This is a genomic window from Celeribacter ethanolicus (assembly GCF_002407265.1).
Taxonomy (GTDB): domain Bacteria; phylum Pseudomonadota; class Alphaproteobacteria; order Rhodobacterales; family Rhodobacteraceae; genus Celeribacter; species Celeribacter ethanolicus.
This window is the reverse complement of the sequence record NZ_CP022196.1, coordinates 3,156,160-3,175,419: the sequence shown is the minus strand read 5'-3', so window position 1 is coordinate 3,175,419 and position 19,260 is coordinate 3,156,160. Positions and strand designations below refer to the sequence as shown.

Sequence of the window (19,260 nt, the reverse complement as noted above, 5' to 3'; positions counted from 1 at the left end):
CCCTCTTTCCATCGTCGCACGCCAGTCTCGCTCAGAACTTGGCGATCAGGTTCAGGAAGACCCCGGAGCTTTCGTAATCGAGATCGGTCATGTCCTCGGACACCTGCCCCCATTCGTAGCCGACACCGATTTTCGCATTGTTCCCGACGTGGCGATAGACGCCGAGCAAAGCCCCGGTGTCGTAGGTCTCGCTCCCTTCGGTATACATCAAGCGCCCCTCGGCCATCGCATCCCAGTTGTGAACGACGTGCCAGTCTAGACGCATGATCCCGAGATGCGCCGTCGAGTCGCTAAAGTCCTCCGTGCCGCGCGGGGCGACTTCCGAACGACGGTAGCCGTATTTGCCGCCCAGCGTGAAGTGCTGGTTCAGGTCGTAATCGGCATCAATCGAGAGAACGTGGCTTTTCTGCGCGTCCCCTTCGGTGTCGCCATTCGCCGTCACCTGATCCGCACCCGGAAGGTCGTAGAGATAGGTGTATTTGAACAGCACGTTCAGGCGCTCGTTGTCGATCGGGCGGAAGCCGTAGCCGAGGCTGGCCTCGACATATTCCCCGTCACGGAAGCTGTCGTCGTCATTGTCGGAGATCAGCGCATCGACATTGCCGAGCCACCGCGCGCTTTCGCTGACATGGTATTCGAACCCGCCCGCAAACGCCCAGGTGTCGGCATCCTGCGACACGCCATCGCCGCTTTCAGTGCGATATTCCAACCGACCGCGCGCACGCAGGCGATCCTCGTCTGTATAGGCCACGCCAAAGGAATAGGCATCGCGTTCGATGTCGCCATTGATCTTGTCGCGCACCGTGCCGCTTTCCATCGCGCCGCTGAACGCCCAGCGCGCATTCGGCGTGAATGTGATCCCGTAGGCATCGGTCATGGAATGACGTTCGCCAAAGAAATCCATCGAGGTTTCGGCAAAGCTCGAGAAGGTCTGGGAATGGCGATAGCGCCCGCCCATCACCACCTTGCCGCGATCCTCGCCGACAAGTTCATAGCCGCCATTGGTCCGTGTCGGGTCCAGCGTGTAGCCGAGATAGAGCTCATTGTCGGCGGTCGGCGAATAGGCCAGACGCGCGTTGGCCGCAAAGCCTGCGGTGCCGTCGGAGGCCTCGCCCGAAACTTTGACCTTTTCACCCAGACGCGTGGCCGCACCAAAGCCCAGACGGTCGTCGCGGTCCAGCCCGCCGGAGCGGTCCACTGTCGCCTGCCCCAAGACCCAGACCTTGGTGTCATCGCTGAACGCATAGCTCAAACGCGCCGCCAGATCGGTGCGGTCCCCGGTTTCCGTCGGATCGCCAATCGTGGTCTGGTCGAGATAGCCAAGCGCCGCCTCGATGGTCCAGGCGTCCGTCAGATCATAGGCCACGCCCAGCTCGCCCTCGGCCTTGCTGTCGCCGCCGTCGCGGTCGAAATCCTCGATCCGCACGCCAAAGCTGAGCCGGTCGGACACCTCGATCTCGCTGCGCAAACCGATCAGGGTCTGATCCTCGGTGATATCTTCGTTGAGGGTCGAGAACCCGGCCTCTTTGCGTTCGTAATAAAGCTCGGCATAACCGCCGGTGGACAGGCCGAGATCGGAAAAATCGACATGGCTGTCGAAGCGATACGCCATCGCATCTTCAAGGCCTGCGACGCCATCTTCGGTGATGGTCAGACCGCCATCCGACGACAGGCTGCGGCTGAACCCCGGCCCATCGGTGCCCGCCACTTCGACCTCGAGGAAACTCGATTTGCCGAATTTGTAATAGGCATCCACCGCCGCCATACGTTGATCCGCCACGCCCGTGGTCTCGTTCATCGCCGTGAAGCCGAGGCGCAGATCGTTGGTCGCCCAGGCTTCGATGCGTCCGCCGTAGGAGAAGCCGTCCACATCCTCGACGGTCGGGGTGTATTCGTATTGCACCACCAGATTGACGTCATAGGCGCCCGTGCCGGAGCCCACGAGACCACCATCGGAACTCGACGAGCCCAGAGGTTGGGTCAGCGTGATCACACCCTGCATGTAGTCGATCTCGTAATCGACACCGGCCTGAAGGCTTTCGGTCGAGATCACCCGCCCTGTGTCAGGGTCCACCACCTGAACGCGCACCGTCTCTGAACCGCCGTTCAAATCCTGACGGCTCAGGAAATAGACTGAGCCCCCGGTGCCGCGCAGGATATCGCGCTGCGGCAGAGTGTCGGGCTGGGCGCCGTAAAGCACCCCCTGCACCCGCGCTTCGCCGTCTTCGGTGCGGGCACTCGTCGCGCTGCGCAGCTCCGCTCCGTAAAGCGAACGTGTGTTGGACAACAACTCGCCACCAGACACATCGGCCTTGAAGTCGCCCCAGGTCAGGCGCGTGTCGTCTTTCTCCAGCCGCAGATACACCCGGCCCGAGGTCGGTGTGTCGTCATAGCTCGTCGAGTCGTCGCCATAGGTCGGATAGAGGTCCTCCGGGTCCAAGCGTTCGATCACCGAGCGCGGATCCTTTTCGTCAAGGCGACGGAAGATGTCCTCCAAATCGCCCTCGCCCGTATCCAAAGACGAGGTCACCGACCAACCGTTGCGGGTGATCCCCGAGGCATAATAGGCCAGACGCCCCTCGGCGTAATTGCGTTCGTAATCCGGGTCGGCCTCAGATTCCGTGTCCTTGATCCGATGCCCGAAGGTCAGATCGGCAATGGCCACATAGTGCCAATCGCTCGCCGGAATCTCGAGCCTGCGGGTGATCTGTTGCGGTTGCCCGAAGCGGTTGAACTCCACATCCACCGCACGGTCGCCCGCCGGCACGATCCGACTCACGAGAAACTCGCCGGAGGGCGTTACCGGAACCGTCTCGCCCATGACGCGCACCGGCTGACCGGCATCGGCACGGCCCGAAACGGTGACCATGCCGCCCGCGATGGGAATGGCGCGTTGGCGGGTGCGATCTTCGCCCTCGCCCGCCGCCGTCAATGGCGCGCCGGAGGTCTCATGCGTGTCGAAATGGCCTTCGCTGCGGTTCAGCTCCAACGGCCAAGTTTCGTCGTAGCGCCCCTTGGCATCATAGACGCGGACCACATAGACCATCTCTTCGGGGCCGTCCTCCGGCATGGTCCAATTGACCGTGCCATTGGGCGCCACCGGCAGAGTTGCCACCGTGCGTGGGGTGCGGCCCGTGGTGTCGATCACCCGCACTTCGGCGCGGGCAATATAGGCCGGGTAGTTGGTGGAGGCGCGGAACCGCACCACCTCGCCTGCCCGATAGGTCGCTCGAAGATCGTCGGTCGAGACATTGAGCAACCGACGCGGCGTCAGCCCGTCGAAACGAATGTCGACATCCGCCCTGTCCGCCACGATGTCGGCCGGACGGCGCGGATCGGGGGGCGGCATGGCCCCCGCCACCGGCGTTTGGTCGATGGAGATCGAAAAGCCCTGAGCTTCGAAATCCGATCCCATCACTTCCTTCACCATTTCGGTGTTCTTGCCCACCGGCATGGTCACGACCACGTCAGAATTGGACCGTTCACAGCCTTCGGGCTGCGGCGCCAGCGCCTCGGCACAGAGCGTTTCCGCCCGCGCCTCGCCCGCCAAAAGTACGGCGCTGATTGCGATCACTGATCCACCGCACAAAATCCGCGTGAAGGTTTTCTGTTTGCTGCTCATACCAAGCGTCCTCATTGCTCAACCCTCACGATGGTTTTCTCGATGGTCAGTTTCACACGGCCCGGCTCTCTCCAAAGATCCCGCAGCTCTCTCTCGACCTGCCGCATGGATTGCCGCGCCAGACGTTTCTCCGCAGATCCCGCCTCATCCGGCAGGTGATAGGCGATGCGCAGATGCACAGGTTCGCCAGCGATTTGCTGCACCAGACCTGCAAGCGCCGTTTCGAGCGCAGGCGTCATCTTCGGACCGGAGGCGGTTTGCGCGAAGCCCTGCGCATTCACATCCACACGCACCACACGGGTCAGCGCCGCACCAAAGTTCAGCTCGGTCATTTTGCCGGGCGTGAGACGCACGACACGCGGGTTCTCCGTGGTCAGGCGATAGCCGGTCGGCAGCGAGCGGGTGTCGAGCTTCAGGATAAAGTTCGAACCGCGATCTTCCGGCAGCATCGCACAGGGCACATGGAAGCGGCCGTATTGGTCGGTGGTGATCACCGTGCCATCGACACCGGTCAGGCGCACAGCGGGGATGCCGTTCTCGACGATCTCGCGGCCCAGCTCCACGGGCGCATCGCCCTTGCCGCTGTATTTGCCGCTGAAGATCGCATCCTCATCGACGATCCGGCTGATCGGACCGTTTTGATAGCCGTCCCGGTTCAGGTCGTTGAACACCTTGCCGTAGACATCGCCACAATCGAACACCGGCTCCGGGAAGATCGAGACCGTGGCCGTCGCCTCGGGCGACAGCGGTTCCCGCGTGGTCGAGTCGCGCAGGCGCGCCCGGTTCACGTGATCGCCCACATCCGCGCTGGTCAAAACCCGCGCCGAAAGCGTCGCCTCGATGGTGGTGAGCGGCGGCACGGTGACGCTGGGCCAGGTCACAACCTTGCCCTGCACCGTGACCTCGATCGGTTCCCCGTCCCAGGTCGCCGTGCCCTCGACATAAACGAAGTCGGCGGGCAGCACGTCCATGAGATCCATCGTGCCACTGGTGCGCGGGTTCTCATTGGTCACCGTGATAGAATAGGGCACCACGGACCCGCGCTCCACCACGCCACGCGGCGTTGTTTTGCGCAGCACCAGACCGCTGTCATAGAGCAGAGGCTCAAGCGGATATTCCGTCGGATCGTCCACGGTATTGCCGTCGCCATCGTCGCCGTCGTCGGAAAGATCGTTCACCTCGGTCGGGTCTTCGGTGAATTCGTCCGGGTACTCCGGCATCGCCGTGGCGAGGATCTGGTTCGACAGCCCGCCTGCGTCCACCGCTTCGATGGTCAGTTCAAAGGTCGCGGTGTAAGTGGCGGTCTCGCCCATCACCAACGTGCCTTCCGAAGAGCCTTCGCTCGCGGACACAAAGGTCGGACCGCTGTCGAGAGCCAGCGTCTGGCCGGTGGTCAGCGTCAGGAAGGTGTCCTCGAGCGCCACATCATTCACCGTGGTGTTGCCGAGGTTCTCGACCGTGATCGTGTAGGTCATCAGATCGCCAACCCCATCGACACCGTCGCCATTGTCAGTCAGCGCCTGCGTCTTCACCGCCTCAATCGCGCTGATCGGACGTTGGATCACCGTTTCGGTGGCCTGATCGCACACCAAAGGATTGTCGATGCGGCAGATCTCATAGGTCACCTCATAGGTGCCCGCCGGATTGCCTTCGGACAGGGTGATGAGACCCGTGGAGGGATCGAGCGTCAGTTCGGGAGCGCTGTCGACAACCGTGATCGTCACATTGTCGAGCGTCGCCTGCTCCTGACCGATCTTGTCGGACGCCAACATCGAGGTCGTGATGCCACCGTCGGTGTCGAACTCCCAAGGCGTCTCCGGAATGGCCTCGATGAAGACGGTTTCCGCCACCGCGTCGTCTTCGTCATCGACCGTCAGATCGCCGCCATTTCCGTCCTCACCATAGGTGCCGGTCGCAGTCGCAGTGTTGAGCACTTCGCCCGCGTCGATGTCAGCCTGAGTGATCGCGTAAATGCCTTTTTCCGTGAAGGTGTACTCTTCGCCAGGAGCAAGAGACGGGATCACCTCGCTGATCTGATTGGTGCCCAAAAGCGGGTCGGTGATCGTGACATTCGTCAGCGTGACGGTGCCCGTGTTCGTGACCTTGAACGTGTATTCAAGCTCCTCGCCCACCTGCCCGACGGTTTGCGTCAGACCGGAATTGTCGACGGTTTTCTCAAGAACGATCGACGGTGCCTGACCGAGCGGCACGGTTTCATCGTCCGTATCCGAGACCTCGCCGACAACCGAGTCGGCCGTGACCGTCGCCTCATTCACCAGTTGGCCTGCATCCAGATCGGCCTGCGTCAGCACATAGCTCGCCTTGAACGTGTCGGTATCGACAGCCCCCGGCGCCATTTCGGCAATGCTGGCGCCCGGTGTCTCCCAAACGATCCCCGGAAGGATGTCCGCAAGGGTCACATCGGTCAGCGTCACGTTGCCCGTGTTGGTCACCGTAAAGCTGTAGGTCACGATCTCGCCGACTTCGGAGGGATCGCTCACGTTGCTCGCATCCGCGGTTTTGATCAGCTCAATCGCCGCAGTGCGCGCCACCGGCGTGGTGGTCGGCGTATCGTTGTCCTGCGACGTGCCGGAGGTGTCGGTCACCTCCTCATCAAACGGATCGGTTCCGGTCACAAGCGCGGTATTTTCCACATACCCGCGGTCGATGTCCTCCTGCGTCAATTCGTAGACGGCAGAATAGGTCGTGTCGTCTGTGGCACCCGGCGCCAGCGACGCAATCGGGCTTCCGTTCAGAACACCTACACCTTCAAGCATCGCATCCGTGAGTGTCACATCGGTCAGGGTCTGCGAACCGGTGTTGGTGATCGCAAAGCTGTAGGTGATCTCCTCTCCCGGCACCGGCGGATCGGAGAACGCCGTAGTCGCGGATTTCACCAGCGCGATGGCAGGCGCATAGCTTGGCGTCACCGGCGTCGGGTCGTTTTCGCCCGGCTCATCGGCGCGGCCGTTGCCATTCACATCCGGATCGGTGCCGTTGTCGGAGAGATCGGTCAACAGCGGATTGTTGCCGGGATTTTGTCCGGTCAGCGTCCCGTTGCCCGTCACCGTCGCCTGGTTTTCATAGACACCGCCAGAAGCCTGCGGGCTCGGCAGCGGCACTTCGGGGCGCACGCGCAGCGAGAGGGAAATCTCACAGGTTGCCCCCGCCGCAAGCGTCGTCCCGGAGACCAGCGTCTGATCGCCTTCGCCGTTGAACCCGGCGTTCAGCGCACCACAGGAGCCACCCGGAGCGGACAGGATCGTGTAGGTGCCGCGCACCATGTCATCCGTCGCCGGATTGGACAGGCTCGCGTAGCTGCCAAACAGCGGTGCTGCGCCGTACAGAGTGTCCGTCACGGTCACCGTGTCGAGCGGCTCGAGGCTGAAGTTCTCCACGACAAAGCTGAAGCCAACCGTGAAGGAGCCGTCCGCCGCAGCGGTCGGACCGGAGCTGACACGTTTCGCAATCCCGATCCGCGCTTGTGGCACGAGGGTGAAATCGTAATCGGTCGTATCCGTATTGGAGGGCAGATTGATCGCGGCAATCTCGGTGGCGCCCGACGGGCTGCCGCCTGCGGTTCCGTCCAGAGCTTGTCCATCGTCGAGATAGGTCTCGCTCACACCTCCGCGTGTCACCGTATAGGTGCCGCGCGGCAGATTCGCGATGGTGTAGTCACCGTTGGCATTCGTTGTGGCCGACACGGAGACGGGGGTGCCGTCAAAGGCCGTCCCGGTCAGTGTTACCGTCACACCGGTCACGCCGGTATCCTCGGTATCGAGAACCCCATCATCATTGAAATCGCGGAACACCGTCCCGGACAGCGAGGAAGACACGACCTCGACCGGGCCGGAGTTTTCGTTGTTGTTCGGATCGACGTCGAGCGAGGTCGTGGTGATCTCTGCCGTGTTGGTAAAGCTCTGCGGATCGGAGGTCACACTGGTGATTTTGACGGGAACCGTGATTTCCGCCGTAGCCCCGCTTGAGAATGTGCCAAGCTCACAGGTGAAACTGGTGCCGCCTGCGGCCCCGCCACAGCTTTGCAGCGTTGCCGTCCCTGAGGTGACAGTCACCAAAGGTGTCCCGGCAAGCACCATATTGGCCGGCAGGCTGTCGGTCACCTGGACGCCATCGGCCTCGGCCAACACGACGCCGCCGTCGGTGCCGGTGTTGTTGCGCACGGAGATGACGAAGTTGAAGGTCTCAAGAAGTTCGACCGGCGATTTGCTTGCAATCTTGCTGACGACCTCGACATCGGCGCGGGTGCGCACGGTGGTATTTTCGGTCACTTCGTTGTTCGCCGGAAGCGGATCGTAGCCCTCATCAATCCCAGGCGATGTCAGGTTCGCCGTATTGGTCGCCGTCCCCTTTTGAACCCCACGTGCCACGATGGTCACGACACGAGACCCGCCAGATTCGATCCGATCAAAACTACAGCTCAGCGTACCGTCAACTTCCCCGACACTCGGCACCGTGCCACAGACACCTGTCCCAGCGTCATGCGACTGATAGCTCAGGAATTGCTCCGGCATGAGATCGTTCATCGTGACGTTCTCTGCCGCAGAGGGGCCATTGTTGCGGATGGTGACCGTGTAGGTCACATCCTCACCGACCGCCACGGGATCAAGGCTATCGACCTTGTTGACCTGAAGATCATAGCTGGGCGCGTTCACCGTCGTCTGGACAGAGGCGCTGTTGTTCGTGTCATCGGTTTCATCGAGGCTGCTGCTCACGGTCGCGGTGTTTTCCAGCACGGAACCGACCAGCGCCTCTGTCGGCTGAACCACGATTTCCACGGCTTGCTGTCCGCCGGTCACAACCGTACCGAGGTTACAGACAACCTGATTGTTGCCCCCAGTGGTCAGCGTTCCCACCGTCGGCACGACCGAGCAACTTCCCGTCGTCGGCGTCGCGGAAACAAAGATCAGCCCATCCGGCAAGGTGTCCGTGATCGTCGTGTCCGGCGCATTGCTGAGGAAAAATTCATTTGCAGGGTTGAGTGCCGTGACAATGTAGCTGAGGTTCTGGCCCACAATCGCCTGCTCGGGCGTTGCGGTTTTCGTGATGGTGACATCCGTGCGCGCGTCAATCTCGAAGGTCACGGTCGCATCGTTGTTGGTCAGATCGGGGTCGGCCACGCTCGACGACAGGACCTGAACCGTGTTGCTGCGCTGTCCGGCATTGCCGCCCGGGCGCACCTGCACTTCGATGATCGGGCAATCGTTTCCGGCGGTACAGGCCGGCAGCACATCAAAAGTACAGCTCAAATCCCTGCCCCGCCAGCGCGACGCACTGTCACAAACCGCACCGGAAGGCGCGGAGATGCTCACCAAACCGGCGTCTGTCGCCCCGACCTGATTGTTGATCAGGCTCAACAAAGGATCTGTCACGGTCACATTGGCCGATGCGGCAGGCCCCTCGTTCACCACCTCGATGTAATAGGTCTGAATTTCGCCCACGGTTACGGTCGCCTCGGCCACCGCCTTATTCACGGTGATGTCGGCGGAGGCGCTGTCTGCGCTGCTGTCCACATCGTAGCTGTCAGAATTCCCGACACCCGGATACTCTGGCGAAGAGACGCTGGCCGTATTGGTCAGCGGACCCGACTGGGTCGCCTCCGCGCGGATCACCAGGACAGGTGTGCTCGCCCCGGCCGTCAAAGCGCCCGACACGCCTGCTTCATAGACGCGTTCGCAGACCACATTCACCGGCCCGGCCTGAGGCGCCGCAGGCGTACAGGTCCAGCCATTGCTGTCGTAGCCCGTGAAGGTCATTCCCTCCGGCAGGCTGTCCGTCATGTAAAGCGTGCCGTAGAAATCGGCATTGCCCGTGTTCCGTGTCTGCAGGTTGAATTCATATTCATTGCCGACCACGACCAGAGCCGGGCTGGGGCCGGTTTTGGACACGGACAGATCGACCACCGGATCCGCAATGGTCCGACCGCCGTCGGTGTCGGTGTTGTTGCTCAGGTTCGCGTCATCCGGCCCCGTCGAACTCACCGTCGCACTGTTGCTGACATTCCCGGACGTCACCGCCGTCGTTTTGATCAGGATGTCGCCTAGCGGCACATCCGTCCCGGCCATCAGCCCGTCGGACGGGCGCGTACAGTTCACGTCCTGACCACTGATCGTACAGTCCCATCCGCCGGACAACACCTCCACCTCATCAATCTGATAGGCGGCAGGCACACTGTCCGAAATTTCGAGACCGTAGGGCACCCCTCCGGTGAAACTCGGCGACAGCGTGAAAATGGCAGGGTCGCCGACGAGAACCGTTCCCGGTGCGGAATTGCTTTTCGTCAGGCGAACATCGCTGCCATCGCTGACCTGGGTGGTCAGAGACGCGAAATTGTCGTCGGTGAGCGGGTCCTGCGGCGCGGAAATATCAGCGGTCCCGGCCACGATCAGGGAGGACCCCGTGCCCGCTGCCGTCACTTGTCCCGTCAGGTCGAATCCGAAGGCATCGCCAGCCGGAATGTCGCTCGGGATCGTGCAGAGGTAAACCGATGCGCTGGCGCTGCAATAGGACGGCAAAGAGGTGACCGTCAGACCGGTGACCGCCGGAATTTCCACGACGGCTGCCGTCACTGTGTCCGGGCCGTTGTTTTCAAGATTGAACGTATAAGTAACCGTCTCGCCGGAGATCGCCTCGGTCGGCCCGACGATGTCGAGGGCAACATCGGCCCCGCTCAGGATCGTCGTGGTCTCGTCAAAACCGTTGTTCCCGGGCGCCGGGTCATTATCAGCAGGAACGGAACCGGACAAGGTGATGGTCCCTGATGCCGTCGCCTTGATGATCGCGGACAGCGCAAATGTCTCGTCTGCCTCCAGAGCGGGGATCACACAGGAAACCGTCGCAGGGCCCGTCACGGGCAGCGCCGGATCACAGGTCGTGTTGGTCACATCCTGCAACACACCATTCGCGGGGATGGCCAGGTCAATCGACGTCTCGGGTGCCTGACCGACCCCCGCCATCGCAGCGTTGTTGTTGACCGTGATGTCATAGCTCACGTCACCGCCCGCGACCGTCGGGTCCGAACCCGCATCGGTCACGTTGACAACCCAGTCGTAACTCTGCGCACTGGCGCTGACCGGGGCAAGAAAGCCTGCCCCAAAAGACAACATCGCAAGAGCAAGCACGGATTTCGCCGCAGCCCGCAACGACACCCTCTTCCGCTTCTTGAAGTTAAAAGATTCCGTGGGTTGATGCCCCATGTTCATGTCTGCTCGCTCCGCTCACACTCGGACCGTCCGCAGACTGCCCGGATCAGGATGAGAGAGGCTGTGCAAAGAGACGCCATCTGACATACGACTTCCGACGAACGCCTCACATACAGGTGAAACGATCGGACGGCTGTCTTTCAGAGAATTTACCTGTCGCGTTTTCTGGACTTAAGCTTATCTGCCAAAACAACAGAGATTGCCCCGATAAGCATCGCGAACATGCCCGCGACACTATAGGCCAAAGCGATCCGGCCTATGGAAAACCCCATAAAAAACGCGACAAGCGCTGCGAGAAGGCCGGTGGCCACAGCAAAAAGCATGAGACCGCTTTTCAAAGCTGCGTCCCGCAAACGCCTGGTAATCCATATATCAGATTTTTTTTGTCTCTCGACCGCACATACCGCCCCCGTAAACTCAACTACAATTGCCGTACATGAAACCGCTCTCACCAAAACGGCGTTTCGACATATCCGGCACTGGTAAATGCGTTACCCAAAGGAAAGCCCCCGCAAAATTCTCTACCTAGCGCCAAGAGTGACGAAAAAAGAGTCTAGCTGAATGCAAGTAGATGACACTGTCATCTTCTGCTTACAGAATAGGGTACAATCGCGATCATGTCGTCACCCCGACACAAGTCGTCATGTACCGTCGCGCCTATACGACCAACCAGAAGCTCTCCGATGGCGACTTGAAATCTCAGGGGCATCGGTGACGGCGACATGCAGAAGCCAAAGGCTATGCCGTTGCCGCGATCTTGCGTGTCGGATTGCAGAAGAACTCGATGCCACCCTCTATGCCCCCAAAGACATCACGCCGTGCTGCGTCGCGTGTTGGAGAAGCCCGTATCCCGCTTTCTCACGTTTCAATAACTGAAAGAAGTTTCCTGCCATCGCTTCCATGCGCGTTTCGGGGCCATTCCCCTATTGTGATCAAATTGCTGCAGTCCAAGAGATAAGCGCTGCGACCAAAGACAAGTGCTCAATAAAAATCCGCTTTGCGGCATTATGCACCTTCACGGAAAAGTGTTTCCTAAGGGGGGAGTACCATGGTCGCTTTTGTCAAATTCGTTCGTTTCCGGATTCTTCTTGGTTTCATCGTGTCAGGCCTATGCCTTCTGGCAAGCGTTGATGCCGGCCATGCGCAAAGCGTAACGGTTTCAAATTTTCGGCTTCAGTCAGACGGCACTTGTGGCGCAGGTGGATCTTCGACCACATTCCTTGCAAATGCCTTGGGGCCGACCGGTCCCGCCGACGGGCCGGATGCCTTTGGGGACCCCGTGGATTGGATCGCGTTCTATCTCACGGATTCAGCGGGGGTTATCCTGGGCAGTGCGACGTTTAACGCACCACCGAACAGCTATTTGGCAAATGATTTTTTCGGCACGGTTCAACAACAGCCGACAGCGACCGGAAACTTCACTTTTTACGTCTACGACATTGATACCAATGCGGCCGACCAATCAATCGGCGCAACCTATGCCCCGAACGGGCGCCAAATGGGGTCAGGCTCCTTTAATGCCGCCGCTTTGGACAGCGACTGCTCCAATATTTCTGCGACGGGAACTCCGCCCGCCTTTTCGGCCGCTTTTTCGCCGAGCACAATCGACGAAGGCAACATCTCGAGCTTGACCTTCACCATCAACAACGCGGCGAATTCCAGTGCTGCGACGGGACTGGATTTCACCAACAATCTTCCTGCCGGTGTCACTCTGGCCACACCAGCCAACGCTTCGACGACCTGCACAGGTGGAACGCTCACTGCAACAAGCGGGGCGAGCACAATAAGCTATTCGGGTGGCACCGTTGGTGCCTCGGCAAGCTGCACCATCTCAGTCGATGTCACATCGCCTGCCGGAGGCTCTTTTAGCAACACGTCGGGGAGTTTGACCTCCAGCCTCGGCAATTCCGGGACAGCAAGTGCTACGCTGACCGTGACAGCCGTTCCGCCAACCGTCACCATCGGCGCCCTGTCCGGCCCGAGCGCGGGCGTGTACACCGCCCAGATCACCCTCTCCGAGGCCAGCACCGATTTCGTCGTCGGCGACCTGACCCTGACCAACGCCACCGCCACGCTCGCGGGCTCCGGCACCAGCTACACCGCAACTCTGACGCCCCTGGCCGATGGCCAGATCGCGCTGTCGGTCGCGGCAGGCAAGTTCACCGACGCGGCGGGCAACGACAACACCGCCTCGAACGAGGTCACGGCGGTCTATGACGGCACGCCACCGACCGTCACCATCGGCGCCCTGTCCGGCCCGAGCGCGGGCGTGTACACCGCCCAGATCACCCTCTCCGAGGCCAGCACCGATTTCGTCGTCGGCGACCTGACCCTGACCAACGCCAGCGCCACGCTCGCGGGCTCCGGCACCAGCTACACCGCAACCCTGACGCCCCTGGCCGATGGCCAGATCGCGCTGTCGGTCGCGGCAGGCAAGTTCACCGACGCGGCGGGCAACGACAACACCGCCTCGAACGAGGTCACGGCGGTCTATGACGGCACGCCGCCAACGGTGAGCATCACCGATGCCCCAGGCACGGTAAACGCAATGTCATCGTTCACCGTGACAATCACCTTCTCGGAAGACGTCACCGGCTTTGACAGCGCTGACATCAATGCGACGAACGCAACAGTCAGCAGCCTGACAGGCAGCGGTGCGGTCTATCAGGCGCAACTGACGGCATCAGGCAGCGGCGCCGTCAGTCTGGTTGTTCCAGAGGACGTCGCCTTCGATGCCGCCAACAACGGGAACCTCGCCTCTAATACCGTCAGCATTGCCGATGTCACGGTAGAGCAGACTCAGGAGTTGATCGCGTCTTTCATGCAGACCCGTGCCAACCACCTGATCCGCAGCCAGCCCGGCCTGTCAGGGTTCCTGTCGAGGCAGGCACAAGGCGGGTTTGGTGTGAATGTCACGCGTGGCCAGGGCCAGTTCAATTTTGCCAGCAATCCCGAATACCCGATCTGGATGCAGGCACAGGGCTCCTGGTCGTCGGACACGACCAGCGAGAGCCGGTATATGTTTGGCGCTTTGGGGACGCACCGTAAAGTCAGGGACAACCTTCTGATCGGCATGATGGTGCAGTTCGACCATCTGTCAGAAGACACCGGTGCGGCCTCGGTCGACGGCACAGGCTGGATGGCCGGCCCATATTTCGTCGCCAAAAGCGCCCAGCAACCGGTGTTTTTCGAAGGACGGCTTCTGTATGGTGAGACCAGCAACACGATCTCTCCTTTCGGAACCTACGAAGACGACTTCGACACCACACGCATGTTGGCGCAGTTCAAGGTGACGGGGGAGTATGCCTACGGATCGGCCGCAACCTTGTATCCGTTCTTCGATGCCTCCTATGTGACGGACGATCAGAAAAGCTATGTCGACAGTCTGGGCAATAGGATCCCCAAACAGGGCATCAGCCTCGGGCAAATCGAATTCGGGCTGGATTTCAAAAGAGAGATCCCTGTGGCGACCGGTGAACTCGAACTTTGGGGCGGCGTCTCCGGCATATGGTCGCACTCCGAAGGTGACGGTTTTGCCTCGACGGTCTCGCCTGATTACGATGGCGGGCGCGCTCGGATCGAACTTGGGGTCAACCGCATGCTGTCCTCCACCCGCCAGTTCAATGCCGCGACCTTCTATGACGGGATCGGCGCCAGCGGCTTTGAAAGCTTTGGCGTGAGCTTGGGGTACGAAATGCAGTTCTGATTGACCTGCAATGCCTGAAAATGTGTCAGGCGGCCGTCTTGAAGACGACCCTGTCAAAAAGCGGGGGCAGCATGGGCGTTTCACGTCATGCTGCCCCCGGAACAGATCTTAGAGCGAGCTGAGCACGTCGCGCACGTCCTGACATGAAAGCTGTGTTTCCGCGGCCAGAAAGGCAATGACCGTCTCTGGCAAGGGGGCGGGAGCGAGCGCTGCGGCTTTGCGCACCAATCCCCTGCGCAGACGGTTCATGTCGACATCGCGCAGCTTCATCTGAGACGGGTGTTCGGGGATCAGCACCGATTGACCCGGGCGTTCGAGATCGGGATCGCCGCGCCGGATGTCGATACCACGCGCCCGTGCGAATGTGAGCTGGGCGGAGGGTTGTTTCCCGGCGCCGGCATATTCGGTTTCCTGCACGACGATGGTCTGATCCTCATCCATCTCCTGCGCCAGAACGAAGGCGGCGGCGAGCGAAACATTGCCCGCCGGACCTCGCTCCATCCCTTCGAGACGGGCGAGCGCTTCGGTCATGTAGAACACCTCGCCCTGTTTCAAAAGCAGGTAGCGATCCATATAGCGCAGCACCCGCGCGGCATTGCGTGGCACATCGGTGCGGTCCGGCCAGCCCGCGAAGGGGACACCGAACCCCGTATGGCCGGTGGTGAAATGCTTGCGGTTGAAATCCCGATCGCTGGCCATATGCAGCCCGGTCAGATCGACGCTGGCACCGATCACCTGCGTGTCGAGCGCCCCTACCTTGCGCAGCCCACGTGCTGTGCCCGTGAGGTTGCCACCGCCCGCATGGGTGCAGATCACCGCATCGGGCGCGCCCCCGGTCACGGCCTGCATCTGTTCGACGATCTCGACCCCCAAAGGCTCGACCCCTGCGATGGCAAAGGGCGTATAGAGCGAGGCGTTGAAATAGCCGGTATCTTCGAGCACGCGCAGAAAGCTGTAGAACAGTTCCGGCCCGACCGAGAGTTGCATGACCTCGGCACCGTAAATCTCGCAGGCCCGCCCCTTTTCAAGAATTTCCGGCTGGCCGATGCCATGGCTGTCGAACACCTCCTGAACGACGATACAATCGAGATCGCGTTTCGCCGCCTGACTGGCCACCGCTGCGCCATAGTTGCCGCTGGTGGCGGAGACGACGCCCTTGAAGCCTGCGGCCTTGGCGTGATGCAGGCTCAATGCGGCCCGGCGCGCCTTGTAACTGCCTGAGGGGTTCGCCGCTTCGTCTTTGACGAAAATCCGCGCGCCTTTGCCCTTGGGCGCAAGTTTGCGTGCAAGCCGCGTGAGTTGGCGCAATTCGATCAGCGCGGTTTTGCCGACGGCGGATTGCACCTGAATCTCGCGCACCTGATCGAGCGTGTAGGGCACCAAGCCCATCATCGCCTCGTAATCGAAGGCAACCGGGTCCTGCATGAAGGGGGTATAATCGAGCCCCAGCGAAGACAGCATGATCTCCGCCTTGCGGGCCATCACCGCAGCGTAACTGTTGTCCGTCATTTCAGCTCTCCTTGGCATCGCGCATCAGGGCGACCAGATCGTCGCCTGCCGCCAAAAGTTCCGGCACGGCCTGTCCGAAATCATGACCATAAGCCGGGTTCACGGCGATCAGACGGCCCGTCATCTCGCGACCGATGGCCGTACGGATGGTCACCTCGTCGCCGAGAGTGGCCGCTTTGGTGATCAGCCAGCCCTTGGTCCGCATCTCGAGCGGCACCGCACGGGTTTCATCCGGCAGGTTGGCGGGGCGTTGCTCCGGTGTCAGGACGATGCGATGGATTTGCACCCAATCGCCGGCCTGTGCCTGTTCTGTCATGGTCATACTTTCTCTTGCTCCTGAGGTTGAGGGGCGCGGGGGCTGGTCAGAGGCAGGTCGGTCAGATGCACGAGCCCGGGATTGGCGCGATGCAGGTAAGCAACCGCATTGACCGCTGCCGCGGCTGTTCCGGCCCCGCCGCCGATTTCCGGGGACAGCACCATGTCGAGCGTCTGATCGCCGGTGATTACGATCCGGTCGGAGGTTTTCACATCTTCCGCCTCAGGCCGGATCTGTTGCGGATGTTCAAGCCGCAGGACCTCGCGCCCGTCGGCATAGCCGGTGATGCAATGCAGACAGCCCGCCACCTGCCCCGGTGCGATGGTAAGCCAAGGGGTTTCACGGGCGACCCTGCTGAGGATCGGCATGCGCGTTTCTTCGACCCGGTCGATGCGCCAGCCGAGGTGTCCCGCGATCAGTGCGACGGATTGCGCGAAGCCGACATGACCGACCACCGTTCCCGCAGCCAACGCTTTGGTGAATTCCGCCTCGCTCAAACCGACGCCCTGACTTTGCAAGACACTGGGGCCGAAGTCCGACAGGTCGTTGGTGCGAATGGCCCGAATGTGATCGACCCGCCCACAGGGCACGGTCAGCGCCAGAACCAGCATGTCCATGGCAAAGCCGGGATTGACCCCGGTGCCGAGAACACGCCGTCCATGGGCCTTGGCCACCATATCGAGACGCGCCGCCAGATCGGCATCGGCAGCTTCGGGAAAAGTCATTTCCTCAGCAATGGAGATGACATCGTGGCCGTGGCTCAGACAGGTCTCGATCGCACCCGCAACCTGATGCAGGAAAGAGGCGGTGGCCTGAAGCACCACGGCGCCCGAATGGGCCGCGAGCACCGCTTCCGCATCGTCGGAGATCGTCAGTTCCCGTGCCTCCGGCATTTCAAGCAGGTCGTGCAGAGAAGTCCCCTTTTTCGCAGGATCGAGGTCGATGGCCCCCACGATTTGGTGGCCGCGCTCGATGACAAGGCGCGCAATCCTCCGCCCCATGGCCCCGAGGCCATAGAGAATAATGTCTTTTTGCATGGTCAGTCCTTTGTAGAAAACGCCCCGATCAGCCGAGACCAAGCCAATGCGGCAGGCTCAAAGAGAGGGCGGGAAACAGCACGATGAGAAGCAGAACCAGAAGTTCCACGAGCATGAAGGGCAGGATGCCGCGGGCGACCTCCTCGAATTTGACCGAGCCGACGGAAGAAGCGACAAACAGGCAGGCGCCAAGCGGCGGGGTGATCAGCGCGATATTGAGGTTGACCACCATGACGATGGCAAAATGCAGCGGGTCGATCCCCATCTGCACCGCCATCGGATGCAGGATCGGACCGAGGATGATCAGCACGGCGGTCATCTCCATGAACATGCCGATAACCAAAAGCGCCCCGGTGACGATCAGAAGAAACACCACAGGATTGTCGCTGATCCCGCCGAGCATCTGCGCCAACTCGCGCGGCGCGCCTTGCTTGGCCAGCACCCAGCCGAGGATCGAGGCGGCGGCGAGGATGATGAAAATCGACCCCGATGCCCGAACCATTTCGTAGAGCACATCCCAAAGATCGCGCAGCCCGAAGTTGCGATAGACCAGCACCCCAATCAGAAGGGCATAGACCACCGCCACGGCGGCGGCTTCGGTCGGGGTAAACACCCCGCCCAGAATGCCGCCCAGAATGATCAGCGGCATCAGCAGCGGCAGAAGCGCGGCGCGAAACGCCTGCCCCAACGGCGGCACCTCGCGGTCGAGCGTGGCAATCGGAAGGTCGTCGCGCTTCGCGCGCCAGCCGACATAGGCCATCAGTGCCGCCGCCATGACCAACCCCGGCACAATCCCGGCGGCAAACAGCCCGGCAATCGAGACCTGCATGAGAGAGCCGTAAATCACCATGATGATCGAGGGCGGGATGATCGGCCCGATCACCGAAGACGCGGCGGTCAACGCGGCGGCAAAGCGCGGCGAATAGCCCTGTTTCGCCATTGTGGGGATCATCATCCGGCCAATTGCAGCGGTATCAGCCACGGCGGCGCCAGTGAGACCGGCAAAGAACACCGAGACGAGGATATTGACATGCGCCAGCGCCCCGCGCACCCGCCCGACCAACGCATTTGCGAGATCGACCAGACGATCCGTGATCCGAATGCGGTTCATGATGTCGCCCGCAAGAATAAAGAACGGCATGGCCATCAGGGAAAACATGTCGATACCGGAAAACAGCCGCATCGGCACGAGACGCAACAGGCTCGGCCCGTCGGCGAAGGACAGCGCGGCAAGGGCGACGATGCCGATGGCAAACCCCAGAGGCGTTCCCAAGACCACGAGGGCGGCGAAGATCAGAACGAGACTGAGCATCAGAACGCGCCTCCGCCGGGAATATGATTGTCTTCAACGACCTCTGCGTCGAGGAGGTTGAGAAGCGTGTGCAGGACGTGCTGGATCAGGATGGCGACCCCCGCGACCGGCACGGAGAGCATGGGCCAGAACATCGACATGCCGAGACCCGGGGCGGCCTGACGTGCGCCGCGCAAAGCGTTGGCCCAGCCTTCGGTGATCATCACCCAGAGAAACCACGCGATTGCCAAAGCGACGATCAGATCGCCGAAATGCCGGAGCATCGACGGAAGCCGGTTGCGCAGAGCGTCGATCGCGATGTGATCATTATGGCGCAGCGCCACCGAGGCGCCCACCAACCCGATCCAGATCATCAGATATCGTGCCGCCGCCTCGGACCAGACCAGCGGTTCAAACAGGGCGTAGCGAAACACCGTTCCGGCCACCACGACCCCGACCATCGCCGCCCCGGCCAGCACCAAAGGCACCGCGACGACGATATTCACCAGTTTGGACAGCCGCCAAAGCGCTGTCACGATCTGCTGTTTCATCTTGTCTC

General features: G+C 61.4%; 9 protein-coding genes. 1 reads left to right on the top strand and 8 read right to left on the bottom strand.

Annotation, left to right across the window (positions count from 1 at the left end; genetic code table 11):
• Positions 1-31: 31 nt before the first annotated feature.
• The 3 genes from CEW89_RS15630 to CEW89_RS20900 all read right to left on the bottom strand — a co-directional run bounded on the left by CEW89_RS15630 (position 32) and on the right by CEW89_RS20900 (position 11,180).
• On the bottom strand, positions 32-3,622 hold the full coding sequence (locus tag CEW89_RS15630; protein ID WP_096806518.1) for a TonB-dependent receptor: 3,591 nt from the start codon (positions 3,620-3,622) through the stop codon (positions 32-34).
• An 11-nt stretch (positions 3,623-3,633) separates the two neighbouring features.
• Positions 3,634-10,788: a DUF7507 domain-containing protein gene (locus tag CEW89_RS15625; protein WP_198403436.1), complete on the bottom strand. Its 7,155-nt coding sequence runs from the start codon at positions 10,786-10,788 to the stop codon at positions 3,634-3,636.
• A gap of 203 nt (positions 10,789-10,991) precedes the next feature.
• Positions 10,992-11,180: a hypothetical protein gene (locus CEW89_RS20900; protein ID WP_157779887.1), complete on the bottom strand. Its 189-nt coding sequence runs from the start codon at positions 11,178-11,180 to the stop codon at positions 10,992-10,994.
• 710 nt (positions 11,181-11,890) lie between these two features.
• Between CEW89_RS20900 and CEW89_RS15615 the strand changes: the two genes are divergently transcribed.
• Positions 11,891-14,548, top strand: coding sequence for an Ig-like domain-containing protein (locus tag CEW89_RS15615; RefSeq protein ID WP_157779886.1), 2,658 nt, complete (start codon positions 11,891-11,893; stop codon positions 14,546-14,548).
• A gap of 108 nt (positions 14,549-14,656) precedes the next feature.
• Here the strand turns inward: CEW89_RS15615 and ortB are convergent, their stop codons facing one another.
• From ortB to CEW89_RS15590, 5 genes are read right to left on the bottom strand one after another with little or no spacing between them, the layout of a single operon-like run.
• Positions 14,657-16,057, bottom strand: coding sequence for a 2-amino-4-oxopentanoate thiolase subunit OrtB (gene ortB / locus CEW89_RS15610; protein ID WP_096806514.1), 1,401 nt, complete (start codon positions 16,055-16,057; stop codon positions 14,657-14,659).
• 1 nt (position 16,058) lies between these two features.
• The gene (gene ortA, locus CEW89_RS15605; RefSeq protein WP_244906081.1) at positions 16,059-16,379 is read right to left on the bottom strand and encodes a 2-amino-4-oxopentanoate thiolase subunit OrtA; all 321 of its coding nucleotides are present in this window, start codon (positions 16,377-16,379) and stop codon (positions 16,059-16,061) included.
• Positions 16,376-17,410, bottom strand: coding sequence for an NADP-binding protein (locus CEW89_RS15600; protein ID WP_096806513.1), 1,035 nt, complete (start codon positions 17,408-17,410; stop codon positions 16,376-16,378). The genes ortA and CEW89_RS15600 overlap by 4 nt, the downstream gene beginning before the upstream one ends.
• A gap of 28 nt (positions 17,411-17,438) precedes the next feature.
• The gene (locus CEW89_RS15595) at positions 17,439-18,722 is read right to left on the bottom strand and encodes a TRAP transporter large permease (RefSeq protein WP_066710036.1); all 1,284 of its coding nucleotides are present in this window, start codon (positions 18,720-18,722) and stop codon (positions 17,439-17,441) included.
• The gene (locus CEW89_RS15590) at positions 18,722-19,252 is read right to left on the bottom strand and encodes a TRAP transporter small permease (protein ID WP_157779885.1); all 531 of its coding nucleotides are present in this window, start codon (positions 19,250-19,252) and stop codon (positions 18,722-18,724) included. Before CEW89_RS15590 ends, CEW89_RS15595 begins: the two co-directional genes overlap by 1 nt.
• Between the last annotated feature and the right edge of the window lie 8 nt (positions 19,253-19,260).